The organism is Lacticaseibacillus manihotivorans DSM 13343 = JCM 12514 (assembly GCF_001435035.1).
Taxonomy (GTDB): domain Bacteria; phylum Bacillota; class Bacilli; order Lactobacillales; family Lactobacillaceae; genus Lacticaseibacillus; species Lacticaseibacillus manihotivorans.
The window spans coordinates 18190-37939 of record NZ_AZEU01000295.1 but is presented as its reverse complement, the minus strand read 5'-3'; the positions used below and the strand labels follow the sequence as shown (position 1 = coordinate 37939).

Annotated in this window: 15 protein-coding genes; 5 read left to right on the top strand and 10 right to left on the bottom strand. The window is 47.2% G+C overall.

Annotated elements, in window-relative coordinates; all coding sequences use genetic code 11:
• Positions 1–146: 146 nt before the first annotated feature.
• Genes argF through argC form a run of 5 tightly spaced genes read right to left on the bottom strand, consistent with a single transcriptional unit; the run spans position 147 to position 5310 of the window.
• Entirely contained in the window at positions 147–1169 is a 1023-nt protein-coding gene (gene argF, locus FD01_RS14415; protein WP_056965000.1) for an ornithine carbamoyltransferase, read from the bottom strand.
• A gap of 1 nt (position 1170) precedes the next feature.
• Positions 1171–2307, bottom strand: coding sequence for an acetylornithine transaminase (locus FD01_RS14410; protein WP_056964998.1), 1137 nt, complete (start codon positions 2305–2307; stop codon positions 1171–1173).
• A gap of 14 nt (positions 2308–2321) precedes the next feature.
• Positions 2322–3062, bottom strand: coding sequence for an acetylglutamate kinase (gene argB, locus FD01_RS14405; protein ID WP_056964996.1), 741 nt, complete (start codon positions 3060–3062; stop codon positions 2322–2324).
• Positions 3063–3074: 12 nt separating this feature from the next.
• Entirely contained in the window at positions 3075–4259 is a 1185-nt protein-coding gene (argJ, locus tag FD01_RS14400; RefSeq protein ID WP_054715332.1) for a bifunctional glutamate N-acetyltransferase/amino-acid acetyltransferase ArgJ, read from the bottom strand.
• Positions 4260–4278: 19 nt separating this feature from the next.
• A complete protein-coding gene (gene argC / locus FD01_RS14395) occupies positions 4279–5310 on the bottom strand; it encodes an N-acetyl-gamma-glutamyl-phosphate reductase (RefSeq protein WP_054715329.1) in 1032 nt (343 codons plus the stop codon).
• A 228-nt stretch (positions 5311–5538) separates the two neighbouring features.
• On the opposite strand from argC, the gene FD01_RS14390 reads away from it, so the two are divergent.
• Complete coding sequence (locus tag FD01_RS14390) at positions 5539–6609, top strand: carbamoyl phosphate synthase small subunit (RefSeq protein ID WP_056964994.1); 1071 nt, start codon at positions 5539–5541, stop codon at positions 6607–6609.
• A complete protein-coding gene (carB, locus tag FD01_RS14385) occupies positions 6602–9646 on the top strand; it encodes a carbamoyl-phosphate synthase large subunit (protein ID WP_056964992.1) in 3045 nt (1014 codons plus the stop codon). The genes FD01_RS14390 and carB overlap by 8 nt, the downstream gene beginning before the upstream one ends.
• Positions 9647–9707: 61 nt before the next feature.
• Here carB and FD01_RS14380 read toward each other — a convergent pair whose 3' ends face one another.
• Both FD01_RS14380 and FD01_RS14375 read right to left on the bottom strand, forming a co-directional pair.
• Entirely contained in the window at positions 9708–11063 is a 1356-nt protein-coding gene (locus tag FD01_RS14380) for an FAD-dependent oxidoreductase (protein WP_056964991.1), read from the bottom strand.
• A gap of 13 nt (positions 11064–11076) precedes the next feature.
• Positions 11077–11757 (bottom strand): EAL domain-containing protein, encoded by a 681-nt coding sequence (locus FD01_RS14375; protein WP_054715326.1) that lies wholly within the window; start codon positions 11755–11757, stop codon positions 11077–11079.
• A 334-nt stretch (positions 11758–12091) separates the two neighbouring features.
• Here FD01_RS14375 and FD01_RS14370 point away from each other — a divergent pair, with 334 nt between their 5' ends.
• The gene (locus tag FD01_RS14370; RefSeq protein ID WP_152164689.1) at positions 12092–12703 is read left to right on the top strand and encodes a GTP pyrophosphokinase; all 612 of its coding nucleotides are present in this window, start codon (positions 12092–12094) and stop codon (positions 12701–12703) included.
• 92 nt (positions 12704–12795) lie between these two features.
• Here FD01_RS14370 and FD01_RS14365 read toward each other — a convergent pair whose 3' ends face one another.
• Entirely contained in the window at positions 12796–13422 is a 627-nt protein-coding gene (locus FD01_RS14365; RefSeq protein ID WP_054715322.1) for a carbonic anhydrase family protein, read from the bottom strand.
• 17 nt (positions 13423–13439) lie between these two features.
• Positions 13440–14309 carry a metal ABC transporter solute-binding protein, Zn/Mn family gene (locus tag FD01_RS14360; protein WP_054715313.1) on the bottom strand — a complete coding sequence of 290 codons (870 nt, stop codon included), beginning with the start codon at positions 14307–14309 and terminating at the stop codon, positions 13440–13442.
• A 93-nt stretch (positions 14310–14402) separates the two neighbouring features.
• Here FD01_RS14360 and FD01_RS14355 point away from each other — a divergent pair, with 93 nt between their 5' ends.
• Positions 14403–15326, top strand: a complete 924-nt coding sequence (locus tag FD01_RS14355) for a LysR family transcriptional regulator (RefSeq protein ID WP_054715310.1) — start codon at positions 14403–14405, stop codon at positions 15324–15326.
• A 214-nt stretch (positions 15327–15540) separates the two neighbouring features.
• Entirely contained in the window at positions 15541–17721 is a 2181-nt protein-coding gene (locus FD01_RS14350; RefSeq protein ID WP_056964989.1) for a hypothetical protein, read from the top strand.
• A 184-nt stretch (positions 17722–17905) separates the two neighbouring features.
• Here FD01_RS14350 and FD01_RS14345 read toward each other — a convergent pair whose 3' ends face one another.
• Positions 17906–19714, bottom strand: coding sequence for a sensor domain-containing diguanylate cyclase (locus FD01_RS14345; protein WP_082611942.1), 1809 nt, complete (start codon positions 19712–19714; stop codon positions 17906–17908).
• Positions 19715–19750: the final 36 nt, after the last annotated feature.

Here is a 19750-nt window from a genome sequence, read left to right as displayed (position 1 = left end):
CTAACAGTGAGAAACTCGCATCACACGCTTGCACAAAAAAGCGAACAATTAAGTCGCCGAATATATTGTGGTCAACTCAATTTAACAAAAAAGCGCCGATCTTAATAAATCAGACCGTCGCTATCAGACGTGGTGGTATTTACACATTAATCAAACAAGCTGTCAGGAATAAACAAATCCCCTAAAGTCGCTGCCATGATCGCTTTGATCGCATGCATCCGATTTTCAGCTTCATCAAAGACAACTGATTTATCCGAGTTGAACACATCATCCGTGATTTCCAGCGCATCCATACCAAATTCTTCTCCGAGTTGTTTGCCCACTTCAGTTTGATGATCATGATAAGCAGGTAAACAATGCATAATAATGGTGTCAGCTTTGCCAGTTGCCGCCACCAAATCTGCATTGATTTGATAAGGTTTCAAGGCAATGATCCGCGCCGCGACGTCAATCTTTTCACCCATGGAGATCCAAACATCGGTGTATAAGGCGTCTGCACCATTAGCCGCGGTCTTGGCATCCTCAGTCAACAACACTTCAGAACCTGCTGCATCCGCATATTTTTGCGCAATATCGATCACATTTTGAGCAGGCCACAAGGACTTTGGCGCACCGATATGAATATTGACCCCAAGCATCGCAGCCGTTACGAGCAAACTGTTGCCCATATTCGAACGCCCATCGCCGAGATAAGTCAACGTCAAGCCTTTGAGGTGGCCGAATTGTTCCTTCAAGGTCAAAAAGTCAGCGATCATTTGGGTGGGATGCCATTCATCCGTCAAGCCATTCCACACAGGCACGCCTGAATACTTGGCCAAGTCTTCAACGGTTTGTTGGGCAAAGCCACGGTATTCGATTCCATCAAACATGCGACCGAGTACTTTAGCCGTGTCGGCAGTGGATTCTTTTTTGCCAAATTGAATGTCGTTTTTGCCTAAAAATTCTGGATGGGCCCCGAGGTCGATACTGGCGACGGTGAAGGCAGAACGCGTCCTGGTGGAAGTTTTTTCAAACAACAAAGCAATATTTTTGCCTTGCAAATAGGGATGCGGAATATGCGCGTGCTTTAAGGCTTTCAAGTGCGCCGCAAAGTCGATCAAATATTCCATTTCTTTAGGCGTGTAGTCGATTTCTTTCAACCATGAACGATTTTGAAAATGATTGGTCATGTTATGCCTCCTTTAAAACTTCAGCGATCAAGGCTAACCCTGCTTGCAGATCGGCGTCACTCATCACCAGTGGTGGCAACAAGCGTAAGGTGTTGTGCTTGGCAGATAGCGTCAATAACCCTTTGGCTTGTAATTGCTTGATGATGGCTTCAACGTCGAGTTGTTCATCGAGATGAATCCCGATCATCAAGCCCATGCCAGTAATGCCTGACACGGCAGGCAGTGGCGCGAGGGTATCGGTCATCGTCGTCCAAACATTGGCGGATTTTTGTTGGACTGACGCTAAGAATTCAGGCGTTAATTTCGATAAAACAGCTTGTGCGGCAGACAAGGCGATTTTGTTCCCGCCAAATGTCGTCCCATGACTGCCTGGCGTAAAGGCTGAGCCTAACGCCTTTTTACCGATCATCGCACCAATCGGCAGGCCAGAGCCTAATGCTTTGGCCATGGTGACAATATCCGGATCCAAGTCAAAGGCTTCATAAGCGAATTTATAACCCGTGCGCCCGATACCTGATTGCACTTCATCGATGATCAACAACGCGCCAGCTTCTTTGCACTTGGCTTGAACGGCTTGCAGCCAGGCCTTGTCGCCGACATAAACGCCACCTTCACCTTGGATCACTTCTAAGATCACGGCAGCTAAGTCGGCATCGATTTTATCCAAAGCTTCAGGATCGTTGTAATCGGCAAAAATCACATCTGGGACCAATGGGGCAAAGCCGGCTTGAATCGAAGGATTACCAGTCAACGACATCGACCCATAAGAGCGTCCGTGAAAGCCGTTGTTAAACGCTAAAACGCGGGTTTTTCCAGAAGCTTTGCGGGCTAATTTAAAGGCGGCTTCATTGGCTTCAGTCCCAGAGTTGCAGAAAAAGGCTAACTTATCATCGCCTGCCAGCATCCCGCCAACAGTTTCTTGAAGTTGGGATTCATACAAATTGGACGTGTGCCAAATTTGGGTGAGTTGTTTTTCCACTGCACCGGTAATTTCAGGATCGTGATAACCGAAGCTACATACCCCAATGCCTGAGGTGAAATCTAAATATTCTTTGCCGGAGTTATCGACCAAATGGACATCATGGCCAGACACCAAATCAAAGGGGTAACGCGCATAGGTATTAAATAAATGACTCATACTTTCCTCCTGAATTAACCTGCACAAGCAACAACAACAGTGCCGGCATGATTTAACGCATCAGTGATCACGACTTCATGCACCACTTGGGCGGTGTGGGCAGCCGCTTCAATTTTAGGCTGCATGCCTTTGGTGATCACATTAGTCGCGATCAATTGAGCCGCTTTTTGTGGGGTGAGCTTGGCCACCACGTTGCCTTGTTCCAAAACGCCAGGCACATCGGTCAATAACACCAGCTTGCTAGCATGCAAAGCCGTTGCCACCGCCGCTGCCGCCATATCCGCATTGACATTTAACAACTGACCATCTTCAGTTTGCGCTAATGGTGCTAACACCCCGATATGATCGGTTAAAAATTCGGATAAGGCTTGGCCATTGACGCCAGTGACTGCCCCGACTTGCCCGTAAATCGCTTGATCTAAAAAATCACCGACTAATAAATGCGCATCGGTGCAATTTAAGCCAAGCGCTGGCAAACCATGTTGAGATAACGCCAAGCACAGTTGCGGTTGCACGACCCCGAGTAAAACTGCTTGCGTGACTTGTAAGGTTTGCGGATCCGTGACGCGAATGCCAGCCTTTTTGATCGGGGTGAGGCCAAATTTTTGACTCCACGCATTGATCTGCGGGCCGCCACCATGGATCAATAAAACTTTATTGCCGGCATCATGCCAGGCTGCTAGTTGGGCAAAAAATGCTGGCGAAAGCTGCGTGGCTGCATTGCCCCCTAATTTGATAATCATCAGATCTGACATGATTGCCTCCTGTTAAGAACGATAAGATGCGTTGATTTTGACGTAATTGTAAGTGAGATCACAACCCCATGCTTGGCCAGTCGCGTCGCCTGCGTTGAGATCAACATCGATGGTGATTTTATGATCACTCATCGCTTTTTTCACTGCGGCTTCATCGAAAGGCAATTCCAATGAATCTTCCACTAATTTGAAGCCGTTGAGGATGATGGCCACATGATCGACATCGATTTTGACGTTGGTTTGACCTAACGCTGAGATAATGCGACCCCAGTTCGGATCTTCACCAAAAATGGCTGCTTTGACTAAGTTGGAGCCGACGATGGCTTTGGCGGCATGCTGGCCTTCAAGGTGTGATGCCGCATGGTGAATATTGACTTCGACTAACTTGGTGGCGCCTTCGCCATCTGAGGCAATGCCTTGCGCTAACTTCGCTAAAACACCGCTGAGGGCTTGGGCAAAAGTGGGATAATCGGGATGGTCGCTAGTCAACAAGTGATTATCTGCTAAGCCATTAGCCATGACTGTGACCATGTCGTTGGTTGAGGTGTCCCCATCCACGGTGATTTGATTGAAGGTTTCATCGACCGTTTGAGAAAGTAAGCCTTGGAGTTGTAAGCCCGAGATGTTGGCATCGGTGAACACAAAGCCTAACATGGTGGCCATTTTCGGATGGATCATGCCACTGCCTTTGGCAAAACCGGTGATGGTCACTGATTTGCCATCGATCATCAACTGAGCACTGGCGATTTTGGCATGGGTATCAGTGGTCATCACCGCAGTGGTCACCCCGATATTTTGTTTCAATTGGAGCTGGTCGATGCCGGCGTGGATCTTCGTCATTGGCAATTGGGCGCCGATCAAGCCAGTAGAAGCGACACCGACGAGTTCAGGATCGATTTCCAATTTATCGGCAACTTGTTGTTGTTCCGCTAAAGCATTTTCCCAACCCTTAGCGCCGGTACAGGAGTTGGCGATCACAGAATTCATCACAATGGCTTGTAAGTGATGATTTTTAGCGATCAATTGCTTGCACAACTTGGTGGGTGCTGCGATAAACTGACTGGTCGTATAAGTGCCGGCGGCTGCAGCTGGGACTTTGGAGACTAACCATCCCATATCATTGTGATCACGCAAGCCGGCTTGGACGCCATCGGTGTAATAGCCTTTGGGCCAAATGAATTCATCTGAAATCGCCATGTCCATATCCTCCTAAAAGTTAAGGTAACGCCACTGTCGTTGGTAAGCCGGCCAGTGGATCGAAATTAAACATTTGATTGAAGTTTTGAATCGCTTGACCGCCTGCACCTTTGATCACGTTATCGATCACAGAAACCACCAAGATCGTGTTGGTGACTGGGTTATAAATGGCGCCGATATCGGTGAAGTTGGAGCCGACGACTTGTTTCAAAGTCGGCAATTGCTCGCTGGTAAAGCGAACGAAGAAATCATTTTGGTAAGTGTCATTGAAAGCTTTGGCAACTGCCGCACCATTGACACCAGGGGCCGCCTTAGCATAAATCGTCGCCATTAAACCAGTGGTGACTGGCAACAAAGTGGTGGTGAACTGCAAAGCTGGGACTTCCGGATCCCAAGTTTGGACCTCTTGCATGATTTCTGGGATGTGTTTGTGGGTATTGATCCCATAAAGTTGTAAATTCTCGTTAGTTTGGGAAAAATGGGTCAACGTGGTGAGCTTTTTGCCAGCGCCTGATGTGCCCGACTTAGCATCAACAATCAACGAATCTTTGACGATCAAGTGTTGTTGCACTAATGGTGCGAGTCCTAACAATGTGGCGGTCGCATAGCATCCGGGGTTGGCAATATAGGTGTGGCCTTGGGCATTTTCAAATTCGGCTAACCCGAAGTGGGCATCTTGTAAAGCTTTGGGATCAGCGGCGGGTTTGTGATACCACTTCTCATATTGAGCGGGATCTTTCAAACGGTAGTCCCCAGATAAATCGATCACTGGGAAGTGCGCTTTAATGAAGGGAACGGCTAAGGCGTTGGTGATCCCAGCGCTGGTGGCAAAGAACACGACTTGGTTGTCTGCCATGATGGCATCAGCATCATAAGGTAATAACAGCGTGGTTTCCGTTGGTCCAAATTGTGGGACAGCTTCATATAATGGTTGAGCTTGTTTTTGATCATGGCCGTATAAGTTGATTTGTGAAACTTCTGGATGAGATTTTAATAATTGATATAAGACCATGCCGGCATAACCGGTGACCCCAACGATTGCGACTTTCATGTGTCTGCCTCACTTATGCAAAATATTGAATGACAGTAGCTTACCCCCTTCTGACACAAAATACAAGCTTTTCGTGATTTTTATTCAACATTTATTCATATTTTAGCTGATTTTGACGGACTTTCTCTATATTCTATGAATATTTTGTTGACATTCTCATGAATATGCCGTTAAATATGGACAAGCAATAATGAATATCAGCTGCATAAATTTACGAGGTGGCGCAACATGAAAAAATATCTCTACCTACAAGACGGGACGCATTTTGAAGGCACAGCGTTTGGTGCGACCAATGAAATCGCTGGCGAAGTGGTGTTTAACACCAGTATGGTCGGCTATCAAGAAGCCTTAAGTGACCCTAGTTACGCCAACCAACTTTTGACTTTTACCTATCCATTGATCGGCACGTATGGCGTGGACATGACCCGCAACCAAAGCACTGGCGTTTTAGCGCAATGCGCGATTGTTCATACTTTGGAGAATGAACCTGGTCCTGACGGCGAAACGTTAAACGACTATCTATTGAAGTATCACGTGCCAGGCATTCAAGGCGTGGATACGCGTCAATTAACCAAACACATTCGCCAATCCCATACGATGCAAGCGGTGTTGTTGAATCAACCCTTAGTCGACGACTTTGATACGGTATACACCAAACTCTTCGCCCAATGTCAAAAGCCCCCCCAACTTGGCCACGCCACTTATCATAGTAAAGCGACTCATCCCAAGCATGTGGTGATGATCGACTTTGGCACCAAACAAGGCATTATCGACTCCTTAGTGGACAATGGTATTTCCGTCACCGTCGTGCCTTATACCACGGACTTGGCAATGATCCAAAACCTGTATCCTGATGGCATTTTATTATCCAATGGCCCTGGCGATCCTGCCGATTATGACGTCCTACCACTGATTCAAAAACTGGAACACTTGTATCCGATTGCCGGGATCTGCTTAGGTCATCAGATTTTAGCCTTAGCCAATGGCGCCAAAACTGTTGCCATGGCATACGGGCATCGCGGCATCAACCACCCCGTCCATGCCATCGGTTCAGATCACGCGATCATCACCAGCCAAAATCATGGCTACATGGTCGATCCAGATAGCCTTGCCGGTACAGATCTCGTCGTCACTGCCATCGAAGGTGATGATGGCACCATTGAAGGCTTAGCGCATCAATGGCTGCCAATGTTCACCGTCCAATATCACCCAGAAGCCAACCCTGGTCCTAAAGATGCCAGTGGTTTCTTCAACCAATTCAAACAGTTAATGGAAAAGAAGGTCGCCGCTCATGCCTAAAAATTTGAACATTCATAAAATCGTGGTGATCGGGTCAGGCCCGATCATCGTCGGTCAAGCGGCTGAATTTGATTATTCTGGTTCCCAAGCTTGTTTATCCTTACGTGAAGAAGGTTACTCAGTGGTCTTGATCAACTCTAACCCTGCCACGATCATGACTGATGATGATATCGCCGATAAAATATATTTGGAACCATTGACCTTAGAATCCGTCACTCACATTTTAGAAGTTGAAAAACCTGACGCTTTGTTACCGACATTAGGCGGCCAAACCGGCTTGAACATGGCGGTCGCCTTGGATGAAGCTGGCGTCTTGAAGCGTCTGAATATTCAATTATTAGGGACTGGCTTAGATACGATCCATCAAGCCGAAGATCGCCAAGCCTTCAAACAGTTAATGGAAGACTTGCACCAACCGGTCCCGCAATCCTTAACGGTTCATGATTTAGGCAGTGCCTTAAAGTTTGCCGATGCCTGTGGATATCCCGTGATTGTCCGGCCTGCTTTCACCTTAGGCGGTACTGGTGGTGGGATCGCACATGACGAAGCCGAATTGAAAATCATCGGCCAACGCGGTTTGGAATTATCCCCAAACACGGAATGCTTGATTGAAAAATCCATCGCCGGCTATAAAGAAATTGAATTTGAAGTGATGCGTGACGCCGCAGGGACCACTATTTCTGTCTGCTGTATGGAAAACGTTGACCCCGTCGGCATTCACACTGGCGACTCAATCGTCGTGGCGCCAAATCAAACCTTGGATGATCCGACTTTTCAAAAATTACGTTCAGCTTCATTGCAAATCGTCGATGCGTTGAATATTCAAGGTGGTTGTAATGTGCAGCTCGCCCAAGACCCAAATTCTGATCAGTACTACATTATCGAGGTCAACCCGCGGGTCAGCCGGTCGTCAGCTTTAGCCTCTAAAGCCACCGGTTACCCCATCGCCAAAATTGCCGCCAAAATTGCGGTAGGCTTAAACTTACAAGAGATTCAAAATCCAGTCACTAAAACCACTTTTGCCGCCTTTGAACCCACCCTAGATTATGTGGTCGCCAAGATCCCGCGTTTTCCTTTTGACAAATTTGTGTCGGCTGAGCGTCAACTGGGTACTCAAATGAAGGCCACTGGCGAAGTGATGGGCATCGGCACGACGTTTGAAGAAGCGTTGTTAAAAGCTGTTCAGTCTCTGGAATTAGACACCAAGATGCAAACCACTTTGTTGCCTAAAACGACCCCGACTGAATCAGAACTCACTGAGGCATTGGAACACCCTACCGATGTGCGCCTATTTTATTTATTTGAAGCTTTGCGCCAAGGTTGGTCCAAACAAAAGATCCAAGCGCACACGCAGATCACCATGTTTTTCTTGAATAAACTGGCACACATTTTCAACACGTTAACTGGCTTGCAAACTGGCCAGTTGACAGTGGCCAAAGCGCATGCCGCCAATCAATTAGGCTTCACTGCTGGGATGATCGCGCAAGCAGCCGGGGTTTCTGATTCAGTGGTCAACGCCTTACTACCAGCACCAGTTTATAAAATGGTCGATACTTGTGCTGGGGAGTTCGCCTCAGAAACCCCTTATTTCTACTCCACAGCCTTCCCTGGTGAAAACGAGTCTAAGCCTTTAGGCAACAGCATCATCGTTATCGGTTCTGGTCCCATTCGCATCGGCCAAGGCGTTGAATTTGACTACACCACAGTGCATTGTGTTCAAGCGATTCAAGCGGCAGGCTATCATGCGATCATTATCAACAACAACCCGGAAACGGTGTCCACCGACTTTTCAATTTCGGATAAATTGTATTTTGAACCACTGACGGCAGAATCTGTCATGCACATCGTCGATTTGGAAAAGCCACTCGGGGTCATCGTCCAATTTGGTGGCCAAACTGCGATCAACTTAACGGCCAAACTGGCCAAACTCGGCGTGAAGATTTTAGGCACCAGTTTAGCTGGCATCAACCAAACGGAAAATCGCCATGAATTTGAAACCTTGTTGGCCGATTTACACATCAATCAGCCTCAAGGTGACACTGCCATGAACCTTGAAGAAGCCCGGCAAATTGCCCCAGTCGTCGGCTATCCGGTGATGGTACGGCCAAGTTATGTCTTAGGCGGTCGGGCCATGGCGATTGTCGAAGATGAATCTGAGCTGGCAGAATATGTGCAAAAAGCCATCGCTGCCGCCCCACATCAGCCGATTTTGATCGATCATGATGTGCAAGGTTTGGAATGTGAAGTGGACATTTTGTCTGACGGCCAAGACGTGTTCATTCCTGGGATCATGGAGCACTTGGAAGGTAGCGGCATTCATTCTGGGGATTCTATCGCCATTTATCCCCCACAACACCTCACTGCGGCGCAACAAGCTGAAATCATCCAAACTGCCACGGCCATTGGCAAAGCGGTGCACTGCGTCGGCATGATGAACGTGCAATTTATCGTTGCCGATCAATTGTATGTCATCGATGTCAATCCGCGTGCTAGCCGCACTGTGCCATTCATGAGCAAAGTCACCGGCTATCCTTTGGCGAAGCTGGCAACGAATTTGATTCTCGGCAAAACTTTAGCTGATTTGAACTTGCCGATTGGCTGTCCAACGCCAAAACCTGGTGTGGCTATCAAAGCACCGGTTTTCTCCTTCACCAAATTACCTGGCATGGTCACTGGCTTAGCGCCTGAAATGAAATCCACAGGCGAAACCATCGGCTTAGGTCGAGATTATCATGAAGCTTTAGCCAAAGCCTTGTGCGACAGTTATCACTGCACCTTGCCAAAAGCTGGCGATGTGTTATTGAGTTCTCATCAACCCAATGCCGAGCTCGCCAGTGAATTAGCCAATGTCGGGGTGAAGTTGACGCTTGGGGATGGTCAAATTCCAGCACAAAAGCCTTGGGCCGTCTTGAATCTGGATGAACACCAAACCACCGCAAGTCCCTTGAACTATTATGCGCTGAGTCATCAAGTCCCATTGTTGACCAGCACTGCCACTTTAACTGGTTTGCTGGAAGCTGTGTTACAACCGGCGTGACCCATTAAAAAATCCTTCATGATCATCAATCCGATCATAAAGGATTTTTTATGTCATCAGCTTAATTTTTGCCTTGATCAGCTTGAGTCACTGCTTGTTGCGCAACGAGATTTAAATAATTAAATGGCTGATCATAATTCGGGTTGAACAACATATCCACAAAGGCGAGATCATCGATGGTATTGCGGTTTTGAATTGCGATAGATATGGCATTGGCGGACTGGGTGATTTCATGGGTCGACCATAACTGTGCCCCAAGCACCCGACGATCCTCTAGACAATAAACCAAGGTGATCCGCACATCATCATGCCCAGCCATAAACGCTGGGCGATAAGGGCCGACATACGTCACAGAATCAGCGTGAATGCCTTCTTTTTTCGCCCGAACCAGCGTTAAGCCTGTAGTGGCCAGCGTGTGATCGAATAACCGCATCGCCGTTGTCGCTTGTGTGCCGAGGTCTTTTTGAGTATTGCCAAAGACGTTGCGCCCAACAATATAGCCTTGGCGCACAGCGTTAGAAGCCAGCGGCACATAAGCGGATTTGCCCGTTGGATTGAAATGCACCGCACAGGCATCCCCGGCAGCATAAATATTTTCATCACTGGTTTGCATCCAGTGATTCGTCAACAATGCACCATGACGATCCATCGCGACTTGGCCTTGTAGCAACGCGCTATTGGCCAAAAAGCCGGTGCAAACAATGGCCACATCGGCGTCAATATTGCCAGACGCAGTTTCCACGGTAATGGCGTCATCGCCAACGCCAGCTTCAAAAGCCTCAACGCGCGCATTCAAATGCACTGCGACCCCATGCGCTTCAAGCTTTTCGGCAATTTCGGCAGACATCCCAGGATCGATATAATTGTTCAACAATTGGGCATTGCCTTGGATCAAGCTGACTTTATGCCCAGTATTGGCGAAAGCTTCGGCCAACTCCACGCCGATATACCCGGCACCGACAATGGCAATATGTTGGCCTGCCGCAGTATCTGCTTTGATCAATTCTGCTTGACGCGCATCTTTGCACATCAACACGCGAGAATCATCGATACCAAATAATGGCGGCACCTGCACATATGAGCCGGTGGTCATGATCAACTTGTCATAATGATCATCAAACACCGCATTCGACTTTAAATCTTGGACGCGCAAGGTTTGCGTTTTGGCATCGACGGCTAATACGTCATGGCGAATTTTGACGTCAACACCTAAACTGGCAAGATGTTCCGGGGTTTCGTAAAACATGTCAGAGAGCTTTTCCACTTCACCAGATAAGTATAAGGCGATCCCACAAGATAAGAATGAGACGTTATCGTCACGTTCATAAATCACCACATCAGCTTCTGGATGAAAGGCTTTAATGGCTTTGACTGCAGACACCCCAGCATGGGTACACCCTACGATCACAATTCTCAATTTCTTGTCCTCCTTATGCTGGATCATCAGGGGCTAAGCGCAACAAGTGTGGCTTGCCGTAAAAATACCCTTGGCGCAAATCAATGCGTAATTCATCGGCAACCACATCATCATGAGTGTCTTCAATGCCTTCTAAAATGAAGCGTAAATTGCGTTGATGCGCCAAATTTTGCCAGAATTCGACACGTTGATGAAGTACCGGATCTTCCAAACTTTCATCAAAGTTCTGCAAGGCAAATTTGATTTCAGACGCATAAGGCAATAGACCTTTGACATGGCTGAAATCATTATCCCCTGAATCCACATCGTCGAGACTTAATTCCATCCCCCGGGCCAAATAACGTTTGATTTGCGGTTCCAATAAGTCAAAAGTGATGTGTTTATCACTCGGCTCTTCAGTGAGCTCCACCACCAACTTAACGGGACGCAAAAAGTTCTGCGCTTTGATCAAGGCACTATTAACCTCATCATCAAGCAGTTGCGTGCGATTGAGATTCACTGAAACTGATGGAATTTTTAATGCCAATTTACTCGTTGTGGCCACTAAAACATCTGCGACTGTGTGTGCTGGAATGGCACTAAAGCTGACTGGAGGCCGCCACCCATTTTCGGTGTAAGTCTTCATCAACAACTCATAGCCGATCAAGGTATTATTGATCCGATTCAATTGGGGTTGGATGAAGTACCGATACATCGCCAAGCTCCTTATTTATGTCATCAATTCTTAATACCATTATCCTACTAACGCGACCCTTGTACAAATTTCTTAATTTGTAACCATTCTTATTTTGCTTAAGAAACAAAAATTATTTTCCGATATCTTACGAATCTCGGCGACGAACTTTCGATGTACGCTTTTGACACATATGCTTGAATAATTTTTAATTAATAATGACTAATATTTTTATTGGCATACCGGTGGTACAATATCGGCATGGAGGAATGCCCTTGATCTTACAACGTCCCAACTTACCCAATTTGCTCCAAACGCAAGAAGAGCTCAACCGCTTTGCCCACCAGAACTGCAAATGGACTTAACGGATTTTGTCAGCTACTACCAACTATGCCAAGCCGCTGTCAATGAGGTGGGCACTAAGCTCGAAAACCTCGATGCCGATTATCAACTGCACAATGCCCATAACCCAATCCACCACATGGAAGCCCGAATGAAAGACGCGCGCAGCTTGTTTCGCAAAGTCAAAGCACATGATCTGCCGCTGACGTTTGCCAGTATTCATGATCATATTTATGATATCGGCGGCATTCGCGTGATCTGCAACTACCAAGCTGATGTGTATACAGTCGCAGAGAATTTACTCGCGCAGTCAGATATCACCTTGATCCGGCAAAAAGATTCCATCAAGACCCCAAAAGCATCTGGTTATCGCAGTTTGCACCTAGTGGTATCCGTTCCGGTTTTTCAAGCCAAAGGCGTTAAAAACACCCCAGTCGAAATTCAACTGCGCACGGTCGGCATGGATACTTGGGCCAGCTTGGAACACAAACTGCGCTATAAAACCGATGTTGACGCAGACACTGTCGCGCACTATGCGGCACAACTGCATCAATACGCTGATGAAATGGATCATATGGAACTTGGTATGCAGGCTATTTTTCACGCCTTATCTGATCAAAAATAGTGGTTTGCTATCTTGTCAGCATACCAAGCATTCCAATTGCCGTCAAAAAAGCTTGTGAATTTCCGTATTAGGAAGTCACAAGCTTTTTTGTGTTACTCGAGATCAAAACACTGGATCACGCGATCGTTGCGCGGTTGTAGATCACGATTATTAGTGCCAAATTGATGGACAAACCATGCCGCTTGCTCAGCGGAAACGGTCGCGTGTTTGGGTTGGATCACATACCACTCGACGCCTTCCGTTAATGGCGGCGTGGTCAATGAACCCAGATAATGGTAAACCTTACCAGCAGTTGGCATTAAAGCCGATAAATCGATGGCTTCCGCATGTTGGGTGCCGGGTGCAAAGTCGTCGATTACTTGCTGGATAAGCGGATTTTCAGCGCCTTTGGTAAACAAAACCGCCACCACACACAACTGTCCAATCGCATTCTGATGAACAAAATGTAATTCTAAGGCAGCTGGTTGATCAATGACATGCTCAGCTGGCACATGAAAATGCGTTTGGACACAGTCATAAGCCTTTGTGCCGATTTGCACTTGGCCTAAACCGAGTAACTTAATCGTGGTGCCATCATCCAGTTCGGTTTGCATGCGATAAGGGGCGGTGACCGCTAAATGCAAATTGGCGACGACTTGGGCATCGTGCAAGGCAATCGGTGATTCTTGAGCGCCAAAGCCATTGGGCCAAGCCGCTTGTTTGCCATAATCTAAAACCATGATCCCATCTCCTAAAATTAATTTTGAATGGTTTGTAATTCACGATATTGTTTGGTCATCCAACTGGTATAGGATAACCCTTTTGGCAAGGTTTCAGTGACATGTAAAATCGGAATATGATATTTTTTTGCCATTGTGATCGCGTTATCCACGATTTTGCTGGACACTTGGGTATTCACCACGAAAAAGGCGATTTTACCAGTTGCCATTTGCCGATTGAGTTGGCGCACGTCTTGGGGACTCGGGTCACTGCCTTCTTCCACGGCTTGCGCAAAATGCGTGTTCGCCACGCGATAGTCCATATAAGCTAAGGCATTGTTAAACACTGGCTCAGAAACCGCGACTTGTTTGTCACCCGCATTTTGCTTGAGTTGATCGATCAAAGTCATCAGCGGTTGCAGTTTTTTGATATAGGTTTTGGCATTTTGTTGATAGTCAGCTTTGTGTTTTGGATCTAACCGCCCTAATTTGGTCGCCAATGCGCGCGCAATTTTCGGCATGGCCGTTGGCGTATACCAAATGTGTTCATTTTGACCATTTTTGACGCCGACGATTTTGGCCGCAGACAAGGTCGAAACGGATGGTTCGGCGGCAGTCAACTTATTCATCCAGGCATCATAGCCGGCGCCATTGGCTAACACCAAGTCCGCTTTGGCAACCATTTTACCGGTGGTCACGGTAGGATCAAAGTCATGGGGATCAACGGCTGGATCATTGATCACGCTGGTCACGGTGCCATGTGTCCCCACCACGGCTTTGGCGACTTCCGCGTAAAAATCGACGCTGGTCACGACATGCATGCGGTGATTGGGCTGAGGCTTAGCCGCACAGCCTGCAAGGGTCAGCACTAATACTAGGAAAAACCATTTTAATTTTCGCACAGGCATCCTCCGATTCTGAACATATTGTACCAAAAATTTGCGCCAATGCTTGCAGGTTTATGCCAAAATCGGCATACTAGACGAAAAGGGGGCTCGATCATGGCATTGTTTGACCGCGAAAATCAACTGATCCAAATTCTTGAAAGTCTCTCGCGCACAGGGAACATTTCCCAAACCGCCAGTGAGTTATTTATGACCCAACCCACGGTCAGTAAAATTATCCGCACGCAGGAAAAAGAATTCAACTGTGAATTCATCGATCGCACCGCACATCCATTGAAGCTGACTTACGCCGGCGAATATTATCTCAACAAAATTCGCCAGCTCGCCCAATCGTATCAAACCTTAAGCCATGATCTGCAAACTTATGCCCAAGACGCCCATGGCCATATTTCCATCGGCGTCAATTCAAGTTTAGCCCAAGTGGTTTTGCCTGAACTACTTCCATTATTCCATCAACGCTTCCCGCAAGTCGGCATTCAATTGCGAGAACTCGATTCCACCGTATTACAACAAGCCGTCCAAAACGGCGAACTCGATGTCTACATCGGCGTGACCCCAGCTTATAACGCGGCGCTGGCTTATCGACATTTGTACAACGATGGTGGGGCTTTGATTTTGCCAAAACGCATGCAGCCAAAAGTGATGCCAGATTTGCCGATCGTCAATGTCGCACCTTTTGTCAACGGCCAAGATTTCATTTGCGAAACACCAGAATCAGATTTTCAACGCAATGTGGATGGCTATTTGACCAAATATCATATTGCGCCAAGCACCGTGTTGCAAACCCCGAACTTAACCACTGCATGTGCGCTGGCTTGCGCCGGACTTGGGACTACCATCATCCCCCACTCGATGCCTGTGCACTATCTCAAAGATCAAGCCGTTTGCGTGTTGCCGATCGCAGAATCTGCTTTTCAAACGGCGGTGGAAATCGTTTATAACCAAGAACGCCACTTAACGTCTCCGATCCAAGCTTTCATTGACTTAGCGATTCAACACTATCACGAAATTTCTGAATGATTGTTTCCAAAAACCCGTCACTTTTTTCTGCAAAGTGACGGGTTTTGTTGTACTCTTAACAAGAGCCAACAATTGAGCGCGGCAAATGCTTTCGTCAAGCTCTTGTTTTTGGTCGCGGGACACTGCCATAGCGCGCGGCGTACCAGCACCATTTTTGACTCCGATAAAAACCATTGCACAGTTTTTTTGTTGTGCCATATAGGAGGAACAATCTATGAATGGCAGCACTGCCTTCCATTTGAAACAAATTATGAGCGCCGAGCATTTAAGTGTGACGCAAGCCGCAAAGCAAATCGGGATCTCTCCGGTCAGCATGCGCAAAGTCTTAAAAGATGCCAAAATGAGTACTGCGGTGATGTTTAAGATCAATCGCTTCATCGATGAACACGAAAGCATCATTGCCACCAAGCCTGGTGAATTACCTCAAGCAGCAAAGCCCGCTGAATCCGCCAAAAAAACTGCGCCAGCAAAAACCACTGCTAAAAAAATCACCCCAGCAAAGCGTAACCATAAAGAATTAGCTGAAAAAGCTGCCGCAAAGAAAACAGCGAAGAAACAACCTGCAAAGAAAGTTGCCGAAAAGCCAGCTAAAAAAGCCACACCGGCTAAAACCAGTGCCAAAGCCGCAACTGCTCAGCCAAGCAATGCTAAACAAGCACCGGCCAAGCAAAATGCATCGAAGCAACCGGCTACCAAGCAACCCGCCAAAAAGGTGTCGGCCAAATCGACAACTAACCAACCAGTTGCCAAAAACCAAGCTAAAAAAGCCACGAACAAGGCCAATACCAAGCAAACCAATGTCAAAACTACCGCTAAAACCGCTGAACAATCGGTTAAGCCTGTTGCCAAGCCAACAACAACTCAAGCGCAACCGAAAAAAGTGGTACGCAAACAAAAACCAGCGCGCTTTACCATTCATCAAATCGATGGCGCCCCAATTCAAACTGAAGCCGAACATGAAGCCGAACGTTTAGCCCAAGCCGCAGCAGTTGAAGCCCGCGCTGAACAATTATCTCAAGCTGGTGTTGGCAGCATGAATCCAACTGCCCAAGTGCCTGCCCATCGCAAAGCGCAAACACCAGCCGTGCAACAACCAAAAGCCACTGCGTCAAAAACAGAAACCAAGCCTGAAAAAACAGCCGTTGCAGAAAAACCTGTGACACCAAAAGCAACTCCAGCTAAACCAGTGGCCCAACCTCAACCACAAACTAAAGCGGCTGAACCAAAAGTGGCCCCAGCTAAACCTGCTGCGCAACCAGAACCTACCAAGCCGAATGCATCAGTAAAACCTGAGCCAAATCCGGAAACAGTAAAAACTGAAGCGCCAGCAAAAGAAACGCCAGTGCAAGTGGATGAAGCCAAAGCTGCAGAACCTAAGAAAAATCCGCAAACGTTGCAATTGTTCATCGATGAATCGTTTGTGCATGGCAATGATTATCAACGCAACATGTTTATCGGCGCAACTTTAGTCGATCAAGACAACGAACACGCCTTAGATCAATTCTCCAACACTTTGTATCCATTTGGTTGGCAACCAGGCGATGAAGTCAAAGCCCGCGGTAAGAGCCATGACCAAATTGCTGCCATGTTGACGCAAGCCCACGGCGACCAAGCGCAAAACTTTGTCACTTATTCCCCACAATCCGATATGGGTAATTTCGCCTTAGGCTTTGGGATCTGGTATCCATACTTAGCCACGATTTTACGCGTGTTAAACACCTTGGATTACTTACCAAACAAAGTACGCATCGCTTTGGATCGGCGCAACGAGTTTGAAGATGAACAATTAGCCGTGGCTGCGCGGATGTTGAACGCTTATGTCAAAGCACAAAGCGGCAAAGACGTGATGTTCATGTTGCGCACCAGCGACTCCAAGTCGACCATCGGGATTCAATATTCTGATTTCTCTGCTCACGCCGCATTGACCTTCACCAAAGAACAATTGGCTGAATGCGGGATCACCCGCTTGGAAGATCTCGGCAGTCAAATCGGCGATCAAATCACTTTATTCTCCATGATCGGTTTGCAAAAATATATGTTGGACGATCGTTCTGTGGTCAAACAACAAGCCGGCTTTAAAAACCCAGTATTGGTCGCCGCTGAACGCTTATTCCGTTTAGCCAACAAAGCCACCAGTTTATCGCAAGTGCCTGATGAAACCTTGACGCAAGCGAAATTAGTCGTCAACCAGTTGTTGCAAGTGTGCCCAAGTGCCATCAGCGGTGCCATCAACAAAATGCCTTTCCAAACTTGGTATGATATGGTCGCTCGCGCTGCCGCCTTGTTGCACTACAACGACGAAACCTTACCAAACTTTGAATTAGATCCAGATGCGATGCAAATCGCCCAAGACGCGTTGAATAATATTGTCAACTTGTTGGCCACTGCGCGTTAACCGCATCACAATGAAACGAGACCGCTGAAGTTCAGCCGCCTCGTTTTTTGATTGTACGCACAAAAAATGCCAACCAGCGATTGGGCGGGTTGGCGACGGTTTGGGTTGGTTGGACCCGTGTCCGCATGATCAACTTTACAAGGGGCATTTTATCATGGCAATGATAGCTTGACAAAGGTGCTGATTACAAGATTCGCGGTAACACTGGTCGGCTGAAGAAATTCCCTTGCCCATAAATCACGCCAAAGCGATCAACTAACCGCATGTCCGCATCTGATTCAATATTATTTAACGCGAGTTCCAAATGATGGACGGCACAGACATGTTGCCAGTAACTGAGATTAGCTAACAACTCAGCATCAGCCGACACATCACGCTTTGAGGGTAAGGAAACCTTGACTGTATCAAAGAATTGGATCACTGGCGCAAATTCAGCAAACAATCCTGGTGTTTGGGCATCATCGATTACAAAGCGGACGCCAGCTTTGCGAAAACTCGGCGCCACTGCCGCAAAAATTTCCGGATTCGTGATATGCGTCATTTCGATCAGCAGTTCAACTTGGGCGTTGGCATGCAAGTAGGCTAACAAGGATTCGCGAATCCGAGTGGTGGCCAATTCATCCACTTCGAAATTCATTGACAACGAAGGCACTTCTAACTGATGAAAAATTGACCGGATCAAACTCATCATCGTATCCGTGGTCACCGCATAATTTTCTGCGCGGCCCCATTGCCCATTCGCGTACCGTTCCAAACGCATTTCATTGGCGACTAAATGGCTATCGGCTAAGCGCATGATCGGTTGGGTGTAATAAGTGAAGTTGATCATCGCCGAATGCGAATTATTTAAAAGATCCGCTTGACCGTCTACCGTGATGCGATCGCGACCATGTTGTTTGGATAAGTACATCGAGTTATCCGCGCGTTTTAACAAATCAGATAATGCCGTATCTTTTTGCTCTAAAAATGCAACGCCGACCGAAACCGAGCAGCGAAAATGATTATCTTGATAAGCAACCGGCACTGTGCGCACCGCATTCCAACAATTGCGCACCAATGCCATGGCACTATCCATATCAAAGTCTGGCATTAATATCGTCAGCTCTTCGCCACCGGTGCGGTACAACTCCGCTGGCGCAACTTTTAACTCAGCTTGTAAAATTTTGGTCAAGCCGATCAACACGGCATCCCCAGCAGCATGGCCATAATCGTCGTTAAAGGATTTAAAGTGATCGATATCCATCACCGCAACTGCCAACTGACCGCTGACTTGTTTGCAATCTTCAAAGATCTCCACGCCGTTGGTATTTAACCGTGTCAAGCTAAACGCCTGCGTCAACGCATCGTGATTCAGTTCTGCCGTGAGACTATCGCGCTCGGCCACCACCGAACGCATTCGATGGATATAACTAAAGGAATACCCGCTCATCAACGCAAAAATCAAAGGATAGCCGAATAAACTGCGCAATGGCACATCCACATAAGTGATCCAAAACAGTGTCGCCACCGTAATAGCAAACAACATATACCAAGCCAGGTGATAATGAACCGTCGTTTGAAACCGCCGTAAGATCACTGACGTCAATGCAAAAATCACGGCCACTAGGATGAATAAGTGTTCATCAAAAGGATGATTGATAAACCAAAAGAAACTCATCACTGCCCAATTGAACAGATATTCAACGATGCTCGTGCCTTCATCTAACAATGCGTAACTGATCACAAATAGCAATAAGTTGACATACATATCGCCACCTTGTTGCACACTCACAGCCGCCCACTGTAAACCGATTGCCACCCCTAACATGATGCCAATGCGAATCGCAGTATTGAGTCCGCGCTTTTGCCAATTGCCACGCTCAGTCCGCAAGCGTTGATAAAAAGCGGAATCATAATAAGTTAAATAACCAGCCACGAAAAACACGGATAAAACCGTCCGCCCGATCCACATCCCAAACGCCATATGCGTCCCCCAAATCAACATCTTTTGCATACACTTCTTTTAGTAAATCGCGTCATCACGCGCTTG